The sequence below is a fragment of the Micromonospora sp. NPDC007230 genome, assembly GCF_042869115.1.
Taxonomy (GTDB): Bacteria; Actinomycetota; Actinomycetes; order Mycobacteriales; family Micromonosporaceae; genus Micromonospora.
Genome location: NZ_JBIAFE010000005.1, coordinates 16,629 through 32,678 on the forward strand (window position 1 = coordinate 16,629; position 16,050 = coordinate 32,678).

14 protein-coding genes are annotated in these 16,050 nt (G+C 75.1%); 5 read left to right on the forward strand and 9 right to left on the reverse strand.

Features of this window, described 5'->3' with window-relative positions; genetic code table 11:
* Nucleotides 1–25: 25 nt before the first annotated feature.
* The 5 genes from ACFYML_RS08860 to ACFYML_RS08880 form a co-directional block, all read right to left on the reverse strand.
* Complete coding sequence (locus tag ACFYML_RS08860; RefSeq protein WP_387420031.1) at nt 26–496, reverse strand: DUF1203 domain-containing protein; 471 nt, start codon at nt 494–496, stop codon at nt 26–28.
* A 99-nt stretch (nt 497–595) separates the two neighbouring features.
* The gene (locus ACFYML_RS08865) at nt 596–2,209 is read right to left on the reverse strand and encodes an asparagine synthetase B family protein (RefSeq protein WP_387420032.1); all 1,614 of its coding nucleotides are present in this window, start codon (nt 2,207–2,209) and stop codon (nt 596–598) included.
* 7 nt (nt 2,210–2,216) lie between these two features.
* Entirely contained in the window at nt 2,217–3,263 is a 1,047-nt protein-coding gene (locus ACFYML_RS08870; RefSeq protein WP_387420033.1) for a hypothetical protein, read from the reverse strand.
* A 129-nt stretch (nt 3,264–3,392) separates the two neighbouring features.
* Nucleotides 3,393–4,178, reverse strand: coding sequence for an isocitrate lyase/phosphoenolpyruvate mutase family protein (locus ACFYML_RS08875; protein ID WP_387420034.1), 786 nt, complete (start codon nt 4,176–4,178; stop codon nt 3,393–3,395).
* Nucleotides 4,179–4,291: 113 nt separating this feature from the next.
* On the reverse strand, nt 4,292–5,038 hold the full coding sequence (locus tag ACFYML_RS08880; RefSeq protein WP_357435761.1) for a helix-turn-helix domain-containing protein: 747 nt from the start codon (nt 5,036–5,038) through the stop codon (nt 4,292–4,294).
* Between the two features lie 128 nt (nt 5,039–5,166).
* Here ACFYML_RS08880 and ACFYML_RS08885 point away from each other — a divergent pair, with 128 nt between their 5' ends.
* A complete protein-coding gene (locus tag ACFYML_RS08885) occupies nt 5,167–7,374 on the forward strand; it encodes a family 43 glycosylhydrolase (RefSeq protein WP_387420035.1) in 2,208 nt (735 codons plus the stop codon).
* 45 nt (nt 7,375–7,419) lie between these two features.
* Here ACFYML_RS08885 and ACFYML_RS08890 read toward each other — a convergent pair whose 3' ends face one another.
* Complete coding sequence (locus tag ACFYML_RS08890) at nt 7,420–7,953, reverse strand: 2'-5' RNA ligase family protein (RefSeq protein ID WP_387420036.1); 534 nt, start codon at nt 7,951–7,953, stop codon at nt 7,420–7,422.
* 57 nt (nt 7,954–8,010) lie between these two features.
* Here ACFYML_RS08890 and ACFYML_RS08895 point away from each other — a divergent pair, with 57 nt between their 5' ends.
* A complete protein-coding gene (locus ACFYML_RS08895) occupies nt 8,011–8,439 on the forward strand; it encodes a nucleoside deaminase (RefSeq protein WP_387420037.1) in 429 nt (142 codons plus the stop codon).
* A 5-nt stretch (nt 8,440–8,444) separates the two neighbouring features.
* Here ACFYML_RS08895 and ACFYML_RS08900 read toward each other — a convergent pair whose 3' ends face one another.
* Both ACFYML_RS08900 and ACFYML_RS08905 read right to left on the reverse strand, forming a co-directional pair.
* Nucleotides 8,445–9,050, reverse strand: a complete 606-nt coding sequence (locus ACFYML_RS08900) for a DNA-binding response regulator (protein ID WP_387420038.1) — start codon at nt 9,048–9,050, stop codon at nt 8,445–8,447.
* Complete coding sequence (locus ACFYML_RS08905) at nt 9,047–10,189, reverse strand: sensor histidine kinase (protein WP_387420039.1); 1,143 nt, start codon at nt 10,187–10,189, stop codon at nt 9,047–9,049. The genes ACFYML_RS08900 and ACFYML_RS08905 overlap by 4 nt, the downstream gene beginning before the upstream one ends.
* Before the next feature lie 133 nt (nt 10,190–10,322).
* On the opposite strand from ACFYML_RS08905, the gene ACFYML_RS08910 reads away from it, so the two are divergent.
* The gene (locus tag ACFYML_RS08910) at nt 10,323–11,156 is read left to right on the forward strand and encodes a hypothetical protein (RefSeq protein ID WP_387420040.1); all 834 of its coding nucleotides are present in this window, start codon (nt 10,323–10,325) and stop codon (nt 11,154–11,156) included.
* Between the two features lie 60 nt (nt 11,157–11,216).
* Entirely contained in the window at nt 11,217–13,019 is a 1,803-nt protein-coding gene (locus ACFYML_RS08915; protein WP_387420041.1) for a DEAD/DEAH box helicase, read from the forward strand.
* Nucleotides 13,020–13,076: 57 nt separating this feature from the next.
* On the opposite strand, the gene lon is transcribed toward ACFYML_RS08915, so the two are convergent.
* Complete coding sequence (lon, locus tag ACFYML_RS08920; RefSeq protein WP_387420042.1) at nt 13,077–15,413, reverse strand: endopeptidase La; 2,337 nt, start codon at nt 15,411–15,413, stop codon at nt 13,077–13,079.
* Between the two features lie 246 nt (nt 15,414–15,659).
* On the opposite strand from lon, the gene ACFYML_RS08925 reads away from it, so the two are divergent.
* Nucleotides 15,660–16,007 carry an Lsr2 family protein gene (locus tag ACFYML_RS08925; RefSeq protein ID WP_357435780.1) on the forward strand — a complete coding sequence of 116 codons (348 nt, stop codon included), beginning with the start codon at nt 15,660–15,662 and terminating at the stop codon, nt 16,005–16,007.
* Nucleotides 16,008–16,050 lie beyond the last annotated feature (43 nt).

Consider the following 16,050-nt stretch of genomic DNA (forward strand, 5'->3'; position numbering starts at 1 on the left):
GGCCGCCGCCGGTCACGCCCCCGGGCTACCGGCGCGTGACGGCGAACATGAAGCAGCCGTACACCACATTGCGGCTGTGCAGCCGGTCCACCGCCGGGTCGGCGAGCAGGTCGGTGATGACGGCCTCGGGCTCGTCGCCGTCGTGGAGCCGGCCGCCCACGATCCGGCCCCGGCGGTCGTAGGCCCGCAGCACCTGGGGCCGGCCCCGCCAGCCGGGCGGGTAACCCGGCCCGTGGTCGGGTCCGGGGCAGTCGCCGTCGTGCGCGAAGACCGGCCCGACCTCGCGGTACGGGCCGGCCGGCAGCGCTGGGGCGTACCCGAACAGCAGCAGCGGCTCGCCCGCGCCGGCGTCGCGCAGGCAGCAACGCAGCGGTTCGCCGCCCTCGGCGGTGCGGCGCTGCGGCGGCTGGCCGGACGCGTCCCGGTCGGTGCGCCGCACCTCGGCCAGCACCTCGCCCGGCATCGGCTGGATCAGGTACCCGGTGGACGTCGTCATGCGCCCAGCCTGGCGCGGTCCGGCGGTCGGTGCTGGCGGCGATCGGACCTCGCGTTTCCGGGCCGCGAGCCGCCCGGTCCCGCCCGGGCGGCCGGCGGCTCACCCGGGCAGCGACGCCTCGTCCCCACCCCGGGCGCGGCGCGGGTTGACCATCCGGCGGACCACCGGCGCGGTGTTCCACCGCGCCGCGCCCACCAGGTCCCGGACGTGCTCGAACACCGTGTAGTCGGGCCGGGCCAGCCCGTCGGCGATCGCCCGGTCCAGGTCGTTGCCGCACCGGCTGAGCACGCTGTCGAAGTCGCGACGGACCGGGTCGAGCAGGTGGTAGCCGTAGGAGCGGTGCAGGCGGGCGAAGAACGGCTTGTAGAGCCGGGCCCGCTCGTGCAGTCCGGACGAGTACGACATCGGGTGCTTCGGCCGCCGCCGGACGTAGTCGGGCAGCAGGTCGGCGAAGGCCCGCCGGAGGATCCACTTCTCCTGACCGTCGCGCAGCTTGAGCTCGAGCGGCAGCCGCATCGCCAGATCCACCAGTTTCAGGTCGAGGAAGGGCACCCGGGCCTCCACGCCGTGGCCCATGCTGGCCCGGTCCACCCGCTGCAACTCGGTCCGGCCGAGGTTGCGGATCTTGTGGAGGAAGAGCCGGCGGGACCGTTCCGGGCCGACCTGGTGATACATCGGGTAGCCGCCGAAGAGTTCGTCCGACCCGTCGCCGGTGAGCACCACCTTGATCCCCAGCTCGTGCAGCCGGCGGAAGATCGGCACCGAGACGACCGCGTTGATGATGTCGCCGTACTCGGTCAGCTCGGAGATCCGGATCGCCTCCCGGATGTCGGCCAGCCGGATGTCGCGCGGGCGCAACTCGATCACCTCGTGCGGCACGCCGAGGTCGGCGGCGAGTCGCCGCGCGTACGCCACGTCCGGGCTGCCCGGCACGCCGATGGTGATCGCGAGGCAGTCCGGGTGCAGCTGCCGGGTGTGCAGCAGCGCGAGCGAGCTGTCCAGACCGCCGGAGAGGACCACCCCGACGGTGAGGTCGGTGTCGAGCCGCACCCGGATGCTGTCGGTGAGCGCGACCCGGACGAGCAGGGCGGCCTCGTCCGGGTCGTCGATCACCGGCCGCCCGGCGCCGAGGCTGCGCAGGTCCACGTACGGGCGCAGCCGGACCGCCCCGTCGGGCTCGGCCCAGCCGTGGTGCCCGGGCGGGACCTCGCTGATCGGGGCGCCGTGCCCGACCAGCGCCTTCACCTCGGACGCGAGGTGCAGGCAGCCCGGGCTGCGGGACCAGTACAGGGATTTCACGCCGAGGGGGTCACGGGCCAGGTAGGCCCGGCCGCTGGCCCGCTCGACCACCACGAAGGCGTACTCGCCGCGCAGCCGGTGCACCGCCTCCTCGCCCCACTGCCGGAACGCGGCGAGCACCACCTCGGTGTCGCTGACGCCGTCGAAGGCGTACCCGAGCCGGGTCAACTCGGCGCGCAGCTCATGGTGGTTGAAGACCTCGCCGTTGTAGCAGAGCAGGTGGCGCTTGTCGAGCGTGACCCAGGGCTGCACCGCCCGCTCGCGGTCCACGATCCGCAGCCGGCGTACGCCGGCCAGCAGGCCGGCCTCCTGCCGGGTCTCGGTGACCTCGCCGCGTGGGGCGAGGGCGGCGAGCATCCGCCGGAAGGTCGCCGGATCGGCCTCCGGGCCGATGCTCAACGCGATCCCGCACATCCTCCGCTCACCCGCCCATCTCGGCCTCGTACGCCCGGCGGAACCGCAGCCGGGCGGTGGGCGCGAGACAGAGGTGCCAGGCCTGGCCCTCGTCGACCACATTGATCTCGCCGGCCTCCTGGCGGGCCAGCAGCAGGTCGGCCAGCGCGTCCCGGACGCCGAACCGGGCGAACCAGGCCATCTCCACGTCGGCCGCCCAGCCGAGGCAGTGCCCGCTGGGCACCATGGCGGCGTATCCGAGACGGCGCAGCCGGTACTGGTGCTCGGCGCTGCGGGCGAGGCTGGTGACCCAGAGCGGCGGGGTGGCCGGCGGGCTGGCCGCGGCGAACTCCCGGGCGACGTCGTTGAGCAGGGCGATCACCTCGCGGCGGGCCCGGCGGAACATCAGCCCCGCGGTGTACGGGGTGGAGTCGGGCAGCAGCCGGCGGCGTACCGCCCGCAGCCCGCGGCCGAGGACGGTGGCGGGCTGTTCCTGGTAGCGGAAGGCGAGCAGTCCGCGCCGGCGCAGCCACTCCAGGTCGACGAGGTCGGTGGTCGTGTCGACCTGGCTGTCGGTGAGGAAGGCCGGGGTGTCCCGCCACCACATGACGTCGACGCGGGAGAGCAGGTAGATCCGGACCAGCGCGGTGAGGTCGTGCGCCGAACTGCGGACGTTCGGCTGGTAGCGGGTCATCTCCAGCAGCAGGGTCTCGCGGGCGCCGACGAATCCCTGTGGGGTGGCGTTGAGGACCGCGGCGATGGCCGGCTCCCGCAGCCGCTGATCCAGCAGCACCTGGCGGGCGTTGGTCGAGGAGGCGTCGGCCAGGGCGGCGACCTCGACCAGCAGTTCCGCCACCGCCGCCCGGTACGCGGTGAGGTCCGGCTGCCCGGGCACGGGGCATCGGCCGACGGCGGTGGGCGCCCGACGGGCGGCGGCGGTGGGCGCGGAGGCGGTGGGCGCAGGGGCGGTGGGCGCGGAGGCGGTGGGCGCGGGGGCGGTGGGCGCGACCGCGGGGGCGGTGTGCGCGACGGCTTGCCCGGGCTGCTGGCCGGGGCTTCGGCTGGGCACTCGCATGATCGGGTCCCCTCTCCGGGCGGACACGGCGTGATTGCACCTGGATCCACCGTAAGCACCAGGATCGGGAAGCTTCCGAACAATCCTCCTATCTCCCCCTAATAGCCCTCATTTCGGGGCGACCCGGCCCTAACTGCCGGTCAACCCCTGCACCCACCCGTACGAGGGCGCGGCGGGCAGGTCGGCGTCCCGGCCGGCGCGGACGGCGTCGGCGAGGTGCAGCGCCGCGCCCAGCGCGGCCCGGAACAGCAGGGAGCCGGTGCTGACCCGGGCCACCCCGAGCCGACCCAGCGCGGCCAGGCCCGGCCCACCGGGCCGGTGCAGCACGTTCAACGGCCGGCCGACCTCCGCCGCCAGCAGCCCGACGGTGTCGTCCGGCGCGGCGGGGACGAAGAACCCGTCGGCGCCCGCCTCCCGGTACGCCCGCGCCCGATGCAGGGCCTCGTCCAGCGGCTCGGGCACCCCGAGCCACCAGGCGTCGGTGCGGGCGTTGACGAAGAGCCCCGGCACGGCGGTCTTCACCGCGGCGACCTTGGCAGCGGTCAACTCCGGCGGCGCGAGCGTGCCGTCGGGGCGGCCGTCCTCCAGGTTCACCCCGACCACTCCGAGCGCCGCCAGCTCGGCGACGTAGTCGGCCACCGCCGCCGGGTCGTCGCTGAAGCCGCCCTCGACGTCGACGGTGAGCAGCACCGGCAGGTCGCGCAGCCGCCGGGCGAGGTCGAGGTTCTCGCCCCCGGTGGCGCCGGCCCCGTCCGGCTTGCCGCCCGCCGCGGCGACCCCGAGGCTGGTGGTGCCGATCGCCGGATGCCCTGCGGCGGCCAGGGCGGCGGCGGAGGCATGGTCCCACGCGTTGGGCAGCAGCACCGGCCGCCCCGGCCGATGCAGCGCTCGAAAGGCGGCATCCCGCTCACTCATCAACAATCACCTCAATCATCAGCGGCGCCCCCGGGGGTGATCATGAGGTTGGCGGCGGCCGCGGAGATCCACATCGCCGCCAACCTCATGATCATCGGAAGCGGGGTGGGTGGTCAGGCGCGGGCGGGGCCGGTGTCGCGGGAGGGGGGTGGGGCGAGGGCGGCCGGGGCGAGGCCGAGGGCGGCGGCCAGGGCGGGGCCGCCAGCCGGGGTGAGGCGGATCGCGCGGCCGGTGCCGCGTACCGTCCAGCCGAGGTCGAGGAAGCGGGCGCACAGCGCCGCGCCGAGCGCGCCGGCCAGGTGCGGGCGGCGTTCGGTCCAGTCCAGGCAGTCGCGGACCAGGGGGCGGCGGCCGGTCCGCAGCGGCTCGACCGGCACGCCGATCCCGGCCAGCCAGGCCACGCCGGCCGGGGTGAGCGCCAACCCGCCCGTCCGGTCCAGCACCCCACGGTCCAGCAGCGCGTCGTGCACCAGCACGCCGAGCCGGCCGGCCAGGTGGTCGTAGCAGGTCCGGGCGTACGCCAGGGCGGCGCCGGCCGACGCGGCGCGCAGCGTACGGGCCGGGACCGGCGGGGCGGGCACGTGCCCGGCGAGGTCCTCGATGAGCTGAGCCACCGACGGCCCGGCGAGGCGGACGTACCGGTGCCTGCCCTGCCGCTCCTCCACGAGGAGCCCGCCGTGCACCAACCGGGTGAGGTGATCGCTCGCCGTGGAGGGGGCCACCCCGGCGGCGCGGGCCAACTCCCCTGCCGTCCAGGCACGCCCGTCGAGCAGGGCCAGGCAGAAGCTGGCCCGAGTGCGGTCGGCGAGCAGCGCGGCGAGCCCGGCCAGCGAGCGGCCGTCGGTGCTGGTGGTGGTCATCCAACCATGCTGACACGGGCACGGTTCGGCGCCGGCCGACCCGTCCGGCCGCTCTTTACAACGTTGTATCCAACGTTGTAGAAACGGGTGCACCGCAGTGACCTCCGTCAACTCTCGAGGCAGGCCTGATGGGACACCTCCACCGGGGCGGCGCGCTCGCCGCCGTACTCGCACTGGTGCTGACCACGGCGGCCCCCGCGCCGGCCGCCGCCGCACCCGACCACTACCGCAACCCGATCTCCGCCGGCTACGCCGACACCTTCGCCGACCCGGTCGTGGTCCGCGGTGACGACGGCCTCTGGTACGGCTTCGGCACCTCCGACCCGCTGCGCGAGGGCGAGCGGCGGGCACACCGGGTGCCCATCGCCCGCTCCGCCGACCTCGTCGACTGGACGTACGTCGGCGACGCCCTCGCCCCCGACCAGCGGCCCTCCTGGGCCGCCCCCGGCGCGATGTTCTGGGCCCCCGACGTCCGTCGGGTCGCCGGCCGCTGGGTCATGTACGTGACCGTCACCGACACCACGGTCTCCGGCGACACCTTCGACACCGCCATCGGAGCGGCCACCGCGCCCACCCCGGCCGGCCCATGGACGTTCGCCGACGCACCGGTGGTCGCGCCGCGCCCCGGCGGCGGGGGCGACTACCTCTGGACCATCGACCCCAGCCAGTTCACCGACGTCGACGGCCGGAACTACCTGTACTACGGCAGCTACTACGGCGGGCTCTCGGTCACCGAGCTCTCCCCGGACGGGCTGACCGCCGTGGGCACGCCGACCCTGGTCGCCATCGACAACAAGTTCGAGGGCAGCTACGTGCTGCGCCGCGACGGCTGGTACTACCTCTTCGCCTCCACGGCGAACTGCTGCGCCGGGCCGGCCACCGGCTACTCCGTCCAGGTCGGGCGCGCCCGCAGCCCACGCGGCCCGTTCGTGGACCAGGACGGGCAGCGGCTGGACGCCTCCCGGGCCGGGGGCACCCCGGTGCTCACCCAGAACGGCAACCGCTGGATCGGCACCGGGCACAACGGCGTCCTCACCGACCTGTCCGGACAGGACTGGATCGTCTACCACGCGATCGACCGGGCCGACCCGTACCTGGACGAGCCGTTCGGCATCAACGAGCGGCCGATGCTGCTGGACCGCCTCGACTGGGTGGCCGGCTGGCCGACGGTGAACGCGGGCGCCGGCCCCTCCGACGGTCCCCGGCCCGCGCCGGTCACCACCGGCCGCCTCGACGCCCGGTTCGACTCGGCGGACCTCACGGGTTGGCGGGCCGACGGCGCCTGGCGGGTGGCCGACGGGCAGGTCACCGGCACCGGCGCGCTGACCAGCCGGACCGCCCTGGGCGGCGACGTGCGGGCCGAGGCCGACGTGCGGTTGACCGGCGGGGAGTCGGCCGGGCTGCGGCTCGGCGAGGTGGAGGTACGGGTCGGCGGCGGCCGCTTGACGGCCCGGGAGGCCGGCGAGACGGCGGCCGAGGCACCCCTGCCCGCCGGGCTCGACCTCGCCGACCGGCACAACCTGGCCGTCGAGGTACGCGGCCGGCAACTCGTCGCCCAGCTGAGCCCGGCCCGGCTGGGTGACCAGCTCGCTGTGGTGACGCTGGAGCTGACCCGACCGGCGGCCGGCCCGCTCGCGCTGCTCGCCGCCGGGGCCGCCGGTTTCGACAACGTCAGCCTGGCCCGGCTGTACCGGCCGGTGCGACACACCGTCGCCCCGCCGGCGGTCGGCCCACTGCTGCCGGGGTACTCGGACGAGTTCACCGACGGCCTCGATCCCGGCTGGCGCTGGATCCGGCGCAACCCGACGGCCAGCGTCACCGACGGTGCCCTGCGCTGGCCGGTGGAGTCGACCGACCTGGTCGGCACCGGCAACACGGCCGGCGTGCTGCTCCGCGACGCGCCGACCGGGGACTACGTGGCGGAGACGAAGGTGACCCTCGACCTCGGTACGGACACCGTCCGCAACTACCAGCAGGCCGGCATGATCGCGTACGTGGACGACGACCGGTTCGCCCGGCTGGCCCAGGTGGCCATCTGGAACACCCGCCAGGTCGAGTACGGCTACGAGCTGCCCTTCGCCGGCCGGCCGGTGTACGGCGGCTCCATCGTCGGCACCCCGGCCACCACCACCTGGCTGCGGCTGACCCACCATGTCGACCCGGCCACCGGCGAACACGAGTTCCGGGCCGGCTCCAGCCGGGACGGGCAGCACTGGACCTGGGGCGCGGTGTGGACCTTCCCGGCCGACACCACGCCCCGGATCGGACTGGTCGCGCAGGGCGGCGCCCAGCCGGCGGTCACCGCCGAGTTTGACTACCTGCGGTTCTACCGCTGAGCCCGGGAGTCCGGGGCCGTCCGCAGCCGGGCGGCCCCGGACGGCTCAGCAGGCCGGGCGCGGATGCACGGAGACCAGCTCGCTGACGGTACGGGTGTCGCTGTCGTAGCTGCGCGCGGCGACGAACTCCCCGGCGGGGCGGTCGAGGCCGGCCAACGCTCGGGCCCGGCGGCGGTCGGCGTCCCGGAACCGCAGCGCCAGGCTCAGGTGCGGGATCCAGCGTCCTGGCAGGTGCCACGGGCGCGGGCCGGGCGCCCCGGCGAGCACGTCCCAGACGGCACCGTGCAGGGCGAGCAACTGCGGCGCGGGCCGGACCAGCCAGACCAGCGGGGCGCTCCCGTCGAGCACCGCCACCCGGTCGAGGCGGGCGGGCAGCGGCAGCGCCGCGTCGCAGAGGTCGGCGAGGCGCTGCTCGGCCCCGGGTGGGAACTCGTCGACCGAGGCGAGGGTCAGGTGCGGGCGGTTGGTGGGGTGGATGTTGCGCGCCAGGCTGGGCAGACCGGCCTCGGCCAGCCGTCGCCAGGACGCCCGTACCGCCTCCTCCAGCTCCGGCGAGCAGAGCAGTTCGACCGTACGCACGCCGTCAGGCTAGTCGCCAACGGTGTGTCCGGACGCCCCGTGGGGAATGCTCACCGGATGAGCGTGCTGACCGAAACCGACGAACGCCACCTGCGCCGGGCCATCGCGCTGGCCGCCGCCGCCCGGGACGCCGGCGACGGCCCGTTCGGCTCGTTGCTGGTCGACACCGACGGGCGGGTGCTGGCCGAGGAGGTGAACACCGAGCGCACCGACGACGACATCACCGCGCATCCGGAGCTGAAGCTGGCCCGCTGGGCGGCCCGGCACCTGGCCGCCGACGCGGCGGCCGTCGCGACGATGTACACGAGTTGCCAGCCCTGCGGCATGTGCGCCACCGCCATCGAACGCTCGGGCCTGGGCCGGGTCGTGTACGCGCTCAGCGCCGAGCAGTTGGCCCAGCTGCTCCCGGCGCCGCCGCCCGCCCCGGCGGCGTACGCCGGCCCGGCGCTGCTCGCCGAGGCGCGGGTGCCGTTCGAGACGGGCTGAGCCGGTCAGAGCCAGCCGGCCTCGCGGGCGATCCGGACCGCCTCGGCCCGGTCGGCGGCGCCGAGCTTCTGCACGCAGGCGGCGAGGTGGTTGCGTACCGTCCCGGCCGCCAGGTGGGTACGCCGGGCGATCACGGCGACCGGTGTGCCGTATTCGGCCAGGCGCAGGGTCTCCAGCTCCCGGGCGGTCAACGGGCAGTCGGGCAGGGTCAGCGCGTCGGCGGCGAGCGCCGGGTCGACGTACCGGGCCCCGGAGTGGACCCGGCGGATCACGTCGGCGAGCGCTCCACCGGGCGCGCCCTTGGGCAGGAACCCCCGGGCACCGGCGGCCAGCGCGGGGCGCAGATGAGCGGGGCGACCGTGGCCGGTCAGGATCACCACGGCGCAGGCGGGCAGCACGCGGGCCAGTTCGGCGGCGGCCTGGATCCCGCCGGGCGGCGGCATCTCCAGGTCCAGCACGGCCACGTCCGGGCGGTGCGCCAGCGCGGCCGTCACGGCGGCCCGGCCGTCGGCGGCGTGCGCCACCACCTCGATGTCCGGCTCCAGGTCCAGCAGGGCCGCGAGGGCGAGCCGGATCAGCTCCTCGTCGTCGGCGAGCAGCACCCGGATCACGACGGCACCGGCAGGGTGGCCACGAGGCTGAACACCCCGTCCTCGGTGCGGGTGCGCACGGTGCCGCCGGCCGGGGCGAGCCGGTCGGCCAGCCCGCGCAGGCCGCCGCTGCGCTCGTCCGGTCCGTCGCCGCGGGCGCCGTCGTTGCGTACGGTCATCGTCACCAGGCCGTCCTCCCGGGTGATCTCGATCCGGCACCAGTCGGCCCGGCTGTGCCGCAGCACGTTCGTCCCGGCCTCCCGCAGCACCGCAGCCAGGTCGGCGGCGACCGCGGCCGGCAGGTCACCGTCGGGCGGCACGACCGTGCAGCGCACCCCGCTGGTACGCAGCACCTCACCCACCGCGGCCACCTGCTCGGCGAGGTCGACGGTCCGGTAGCCGTGCACGGCCGCGCGGACCCGGTGCAGGGCGGACCCGGCGAGGCGCTGCACCTCGGCGGCCTCCCGGCCGGCGCGGCCGGCGTCGACGGGCGCGAGGCGGGCGGCCAGCTCGGCCTTCAGCGCGATCACCGTCAGGTCGTGGCCGAGCAGGTCGTGCACGTCCCGGGCGAAACGCAGCCGCTCCTCGGTGGCGGCCAGCCGGGCGCGGGCGGCCTGGCCCTGCCGCGCCTCGACGAGCAGGTCCCAGAACCACACCTGCACCCAGGTGATCGCGGCGACCCCGAGGCCGACGCCGCCGGTGACGAGCAGCGCGTGGCGTACCGGCACGCCGGCCCACCCGGCCACCACGACGGAGACCACGAGCATCGCGGCCATCGCGACGGTGGCGGTCGCCGGCCGGAACAGCAGCGGCAGCATGCCGACCAGCGACGCGCCCAACCAGGCCCAGGTCGGCCAGGTGCCGGCGGCGACCGGCCCGACGAGCGGCACGCTCAGCAGGGTGGCCACGGCCAGCGCGGCGTGCCGTCGGCGCCGCCGGTCGCCGGCGAGCCAGGGGGTGACCGCCGCGTGGACCACACCCGCCTGGGCGGCGACGAACGCGAGGAGCCCGACCGCGCCGAGGCCCACGCGGACCGGGTCCGGCTCGCGGGCCAACCCGACGCCCGGCAGCAGCAGGGTGGCACCGAGGTTGGTGGCCAGCGACGCCAGGGTCAGGTGCCGGGCCCGGCGCAGCCGGCGGTCCGCCGCCTCGACCGTCATGCCCGCCGATCCTAGGTAAGTTGTCCGTCCGGTTCACCCCTGCGGAATGTCATCGCCGCACCGTGCGTCCCGCACGGATCCCGGTGAGTTGTGCGCGGGTCGGCCGGGCGGCCGGTCGGGGCAGGGTCGGGGCATGACGGAGACGACGGCACGCGTACCCCGGAAATCGGCCCACGACCGCCGCCGGCTGGCGCGGCACCTCGCCGAGATGGTCGCCGCGATGCTGGCGGGCATGCTGCTGCTCGACCCGGTGTGGCGGGCGGGTGCGGCGGTGCTGGGCGGCGCGGACGTCCTCGCCCGGACGGACGTGGCGGCGCTGGTGATGGCGACGGACATGGCGCTCGGGATGGCCGCCTGGATGTGGCACCGCGGTCACCGACGGGTCGCCGTCGTCGAGATGGTGGCCGCCATGTACGTCCCGTTCCTGCTGCTCCTCCCGCCCTGGTGGGCCGGGCTGGTCGGGGACCACGGGCTGACCCTCGGCGGCCACCTGCTGATGCTGCCGGCGATGGTGCTGGTGGCGCTGCGGCACCGCCACGCACCCGCGGCACCGCCCCGCCGGCATCCGGCCGCCGCGGCGCTGACGCGCCGGTGGCCCACCGCGCTCGCCCTGCTGATGACCCTGGACCTCTGGATCGCGCCGGCCGTGCTCGCCCCGTGGACGCTGCTCGTGCTGCCGGCCGGCTACCTGCTGCTCGGCACCGGGCGCCGGCAGTGGCGCGACCGACGGGCCCTCGCGCTCCAACTCGCCGGGCTGGCCGGCTGGGCCGGGCTGGCCGCGGTCGCCCTCGCCGTGCCGGACGGCGTCGGCGGTGCGCTGGTGGCCGCCGGCTGGCTGGCGCACGCCGCCTGGGACCTGGCGCACCATCGCAGCGGCCGGGTGGTCCCGCGGGCGTACGCCGAGTGGTGCGCGGTGCTGGACGCGGCGGTGGGGATCACCATGGCGCTGGCCCTGGTGGGCGGATGAGCGCGACTTGGTGTGCCGGTCGCCGCGCGGCCCGGTCGGCGGTGATGAAAGGCTTGCCGCATGAGTTCCGCACCAACGCCGACCAACCCCACCACCCCTGCCGACGCCGACGACCCGGCGACCACCTTCGCAGACCTCGGGCTGCGCACCGAGCTGCTGAACGCGCTGGCCGCGCTCGGCTACGAGGAACCGACCCCGATCCAGCGGGAGGCGATCCCGCCGTTGCTCGCCGGCCGGGACCTGCTGGGCCAGGCGGCGACCGGTACGGGCAAGACGGCAGCGTTCGCCCTGCCGCTGTTGCAGCGGATGCCGGACGAGCGGCCCGGCGGCGAGCCGGTGTCGCTGGTGCTGGTGCCCACCCGGGAACTGGCCGTGCAGGTCTCCGAGGCGTTCCACCGGTACGGCAAGGACCTGGGCACCCGGGTCCTGCCGATCTACGGCGGCCAGCCGATCGGCCGGCAGCTGCGGGCGCTCGACCTGGGCGTGGACGTGGTGGTGGCGACGCCGGGCCGGGCGCTGGACCACATCGCCCGGGGCACCCTGCGGCTGGATTCGCTGACCACGGTGGTGCTGGACGAGGCGGACGAGATGCTCGACATGGGCTTCGCCGAGGACATCGAGGCGATCCTGGAGCACGCCCCGGCCGACCGGCAGACGGTGCTGTTCTCGGCGACCATGCCCGCGCGCATCGACGGGCTGGCCCGCCAGCACCTGACCGACCCGGTCCGCATCCAGATCGAGCGGGAGCGGCCGGTGGCCGGCGAGGCGCCCCGGGTGCGGCAGAGCGCGTACCTGGTGGCGCGGGCGCACAAGCCGGCGGCGCTGGGCCGGGTGCTGGACGTGGAGTCGCCCACCGCGGCGATCGTGTTCTGCCGCAGCCGGGAGGAGGTGGACCGGCTCACCGAGACGATGAACGGCCGAGGCTACCGGGCCGAGGCGCTGCACGGCGGGATGAGCCAGGAGCAGCGGGACCGGGTGATGGGCCGGCTGCGGGCGGGCACCGCCGACCTGCTGGTGGCCACCGACGTGGCGGCCCGCGGCCTGGACGTCGAGCAGCTCACCCACGTGGTGAACTACGACGTGCCGTCGGCGCCCGAGTCGTACGTGCACCGGATCGGCCGGGTGGGCCGGGCCGGCCGGGAGGGCGTGGCGATCACCCTCGCCGAGCCGCGCGAGCACCGGATGCTCAAGACCATCGAGCGGGTCACCGGCCAGCGGATCGCCGTCGACAAGATCCCCACGGTGGCGGACCTGCGTACCCGGCGGCTGGAGCTGACCCAGGCGGCGCTGCGGGAGTCGCTGCTGGAGGACGACCTGGAGCCGTTCCGGGCGATCGTCGAGTCGCTGACCGACGAGTTCGACCTGATGGAGGTGGCGCTCGCCGCGGTGAAGCTGGCCCACGAGGCCACCCTGCCGGGCACTACCGACGAGGAGGAGGAGATCCCGCAGGTCGCGGTCCGGCCGTCCCGAGAGGGCCGACCGGGGTACGAGGGCCGGGAGCGGCGCGGCGGCGGCCGGCCGAGTGCCGGTGGTACGACGCAGGTCTTCATCGGGCTCGGCCGGCGTGCCGGGGTCCGGCCGCAGGACCTGGTCGGGGCGATCACCGGGGAGACCCGGGTCAGTGGCCGGGACATCGGCTCGATCGAGATCGCCGACCGGTTCTCCCTGGTGGAGGTCCCGTACGCGGTCGCCGACGAGGTGATCCGGGGGCTGCGCGGCAGCACCATCAAGGGCCGCAAGGCCACCGTACGCCGGGACCGGGACACCGACGGCGGTGAGCGCCACTTCGACGGCGAGCGGCGGGAGCGGCGCGGCCCGGATCTCGACGGCGGTGCGCGGCGGGAGCGCCGGGACCGCTGGTGAGCACGGTGGAGGCCCCCGGTCGTTCGACCGGGGGCCTCGTTGTGCCGGGCGAACGGGTCAGGCCGCGGCGAGCGGCTGGTTGCCCAGGGTCTCCGCGTCGACGTCGGCCGGGCGCAGCGCCAGGGCGAGCACGTCGGCGACGTCGGCGAGGGTGTGGATGGTCAGCGCGTCGCGTACCTCGGTGGGGAGGTCGTCGAGGTCCGGCTCGTTGCGCTTCGGGATGATCACCTCGGTCAGGCCGGCCCGGTGGGCGGCGAGCAGCTTCTGCTTCACGCCGCCGATGGGCAGCACCCGGCCGGAGAGGGTCACCTCACCGGTCATCCCGAACTCGGGGCGAACCGGCCGGCCCGTGACCAGGGAGGCCAGCGCCGTCACCATGGTGATGCCGGCACTCGGGCCGTCCTTGGGCACTGCGCCCGCCGGGACGTGCAGGTGGATCCGCCGCCCGGCGAGGGCATTCGGGTCCAGCCCGAACCGCCGCCCGTTCGACCGCAGGTACGACCACGCGATGTGCGCGGATTCCTTCATCACGTCGCCGAGCTGGCCGGTCAGGGTCAGCCCCGGCTCGCCCTCCATGCTGGTCGCCTCGATGAACAGCACGTCGCCGCCGGCACCGGTGACCGCCAGTCCGGTTGCCACGCCGGGCACCGCCGTCCGCTCCGCCGACTCCGGGGTGAACTTCGGCCGGCCCAGGTAGCGGGCCAGGTTGTCGGTGTCCACCCGGACCGGGGTCGGGTCGGCGGCCAGCGCGACCGCCACCTTGCGCAGGATCTTGGCCAGGGCGCGTTCGAGCTGCCGGACGCCGGCCTCCCGGGTGTGCTCGCCGGCGATGAGGGCCAGGGCCTGGTCGGCGATGGTCACCTCGTCGGCGGTCAGCCCGGCCCGCTCCCGCTGCCGGGGCAGCAGGTGGTCCCGGGCGATGGCCACCTTCTCGTCCTCGGTGTAGCCGTCCAGCGTGACCAGCTCCATCCGGTCCAGCAGCGGGCCGGGGATGGTCTCCACCACGTTGGCGGTGGCCAGGAAGAGCACGTCGGACAGGTCGAGGTCGACCTCGAGGTAGTGGTCCCGGAAGGTGTGGTTCTGCGCCGGGTCGAGCACCTCCAGCAGGGCCGCCGCCGGGTCGCCGGCGTAGCCGACGGCCAGCTTGTCGACCTCGTCGAGGAGCACGACCGGGTTCATCGAGCCGGCCTCGCGCAGGGCACGGACGATCCGGCCGGGCAGCGCGCCGACGTAGGTGCGCCGGTGCCCGCGGATCTCCGCCTCGTCCCGGACGCCACCGAGGGAGACCCGGACGAAGTTGCGCCCGAGCGCCCGGGCGATCGACTCGCCGAGGCTGGTCTTGCCGACGCCGGGCGGGCCGGCCAGGGCGAGCACCGCGCCGGAGCCGCGCCCGCCGACCACGCCGAGGTTGCGCTCGGCGCGCCGGTTGCGCACGGCCAGGTATTCCAGGATGCGATCCTTCACGTCGGCCAGGCCGGCGTGGTCGGCGTCGAGCACCGCGCGGGCCGCGCCGAGGTCGGTGTTGTCCTCGGTACGCGTGCTCCACGGCATCTCCAGCACCGTGTCGAGCCAGGTACGGATCCAGCCGGCCTCCGGCGAGGCGTCGCTGGCCCGCTCCAGCTTGCCGACCTCACGCAGGGCCGCCTCGCGTACCTTGTCGGGCAGGTCGGCGGACTCGACCCGGGAGCGGTAGTCGGCGGAGCCGTCCGGCTCGTCCTCACCGAGTTCCTTGCGGATCGCGGCGAGCTGCTGGCGGAGCAGGAACTCCCGCTGGGACTTCTCCAGGCCCTCCCGGACGTCGCTGTTGATCTGCTCGGTGACCTCCTGCTCGGCCAGGTGGTCCCGCACCCAGCCGACCAGCAGCTCGAGCCGGGCGGTGACGTCCGGGGCGGCGAGCAGCTCGGTCTTCTGCGCCAGGCTGAGCCAGGGCGCGTAGCCGGCCGCGTCGGCCAGCTCGGAGAGGTCCGTCATCCGCTCCATGGCGTCGATGACCTGCCAGGCGCCACGCTGCTGGAGGACCGAGGTCATCAGCGCGCGGTACTCGCGGGCGAGTTCCCGGGCGCGGCCGGCCGGTGCGGGTTCGTCGAGTTCGGTCGCCTCGACCCAGAGGGCGGCGCCCGGTCCGGGCACGCCGGAGCCGATCCGGGCCCGGGCGAGGCCACGGACCACGGCGGCGGGCTCGCCGCTGGGCAGCCGGCCCACCTTCTCGATGGTGGCGATCACGCCGACGGAGCCGTACTCGCCGTCGATGCGGGGCACGGCGAGCAGCTTCTTGTCGCCGCTGGCGCGGGCCGCGTCGACCGCGGCCTGGGTGGTCGGGTCGAGGGTCACCGGGATGACCATGCCCGGCAGCAGGACGGCGTCGGTGAGGGGAAGTACCGGAAGAGTTGCCATCGAACACCTGCTATCGCGTTGAGTTGAGCGTGTCTGACTCAAGTTACAAACCGTGCCCCTTGTTCCGGGATGTGACCCACGCCACTCATTCGCATCCGCCCACTGCCGTACACAGGGCCCGACAGAGCCATTCCGCCGGTGGATTAGCCGACCCGCCGAATGGCGAAGGTCGGTTATTGTTGCGAAATTGCCGCGCCATAGGTCAAACTCTTAGCCACACCCCGCCCGACACAGGGAGCAATGGCGATGGCAAGGAAAGTAATCACCGTTCTGACCGACGACCTTGACGGCGGAAAGGCCGATCGGACCGTCGAGTTCAGCCTGGACGGCGTGGCGTACACGATCGACGTCTCCGACGAGAACGCGGGGGTCCTGCGTAAGGCCCTCGACCCGTTCATCACCGCTGGCCGGCGGATCGGGCGCGGGCCGGTCGAGGCGGGTCGCGCGGCACGTCGGGCCGCCCGTCCGGCCACCTCGGGAATGGACCGCGAGCAGAACCGCGCCATCCGGGAATGGGCCGCGAAGAACGGCTACGAGATTTCCGAGCGGGGCCGCATCCCCGTCTCGGTGGTGGAGGCCTACAAGAACCGCTGAACCTCCCGGTTCACCGTCGGGCACACCGGGGTCACGCTGAGAA

What these genes read in the sequence shown, in the direction of transcription:
- ACFYML_RS08860 (WP_387420031.1), bottom strand. Translation starts at nt 496, where the DNA reads ATGACGACGTCCACCGGGTACCTGATCCAGCCGATGCCGGGCGAGGTG.
- ACFYML_RS08865 (WP_387420032.1), bottom strand. Translation starts at nt 2,209, where the DNA reads ATGTGCGGGATCGCGTTGAGCATCGGCCCGGAGGCCGATCCGGCGACC.
- ACFYML_RS08870 (WP_387420033.1), bottom strand. Translation starts at nt 3,263, where the DNA reads ATGCGAGTGCCCAGCCGAAGCCCCGGCCAGCAGCCCGGGCAAGCCGTC.
- ACFYML_RS08875 (WP_387420034.1), bottom strand. Translation starts at nt 4,178, where the DNA reads ATGAGTGAGCGGGATGCCGCCTTTCGAGCGCTGCATCGGCCGGGGCGG.
- ACFYML_RS08880 (WP_357435761.1), bottom strand. Translation starts at nt 5,038, where the DNA reads ATGACCACCACCAGCACCGACGGCCGCTCGCTGGCCGGGCTCGCCGCG.
- ACFYML_RS08885 (WP_387420035.1), top strand. Translation starts at nt 5,167, where the DNA reads ATGGGACACCTCCACCGGGGCGGCGCGCTCGCCGCCGTACTCGCACTG.
- ACFYML_RS08895 (WP_387420037.1), top strand. Translation starts at nt 8,011, where the DNA reads ATGAGCGTGCTGACCGAAACCGACGAACGCCACCTGCGCCGGGCCATC.
- ACFYML_RS08905 (WP_387420039.1), bottom strand. Translation starts at nt 10,189, where the DNA reads ATGACGGTCGAGGCGGCGGACCGCCGGCTGCGCCGGGCCCGGCACCTG.
- ACFYML_RS08910 (WP_387420040.1), top strand. Translation starts at nt 10,323, where the DNA reads ATGACGGAGACGACGGCACGCGTACCCCGGAAATCGGCCCACGACCGC.
- ACFYML_RS08915 (WP_387420041.1), top strand. Translation starts at nt 11,217, where the DNA reads ATGAGTTCCGCACCAACGCCGACCAACCCCACCACCCCTGCCGACGCC.
- lon (WP_387420042.1), bottom strand. Translation starts at nt 15,413, where the DNA reads ATGGCAACTCTTCCGGTACTTCCCCTCACCGACGCCGTCCTGCTGCCG.
- ACFYML_RS08925 (WP_357435780.1), top strand. Translation starts at nt 15,660, where the DNA reads ATGGCAAGGAAAGTAATCACCGTTCTGACCGACGACCTTGACGGCGGA.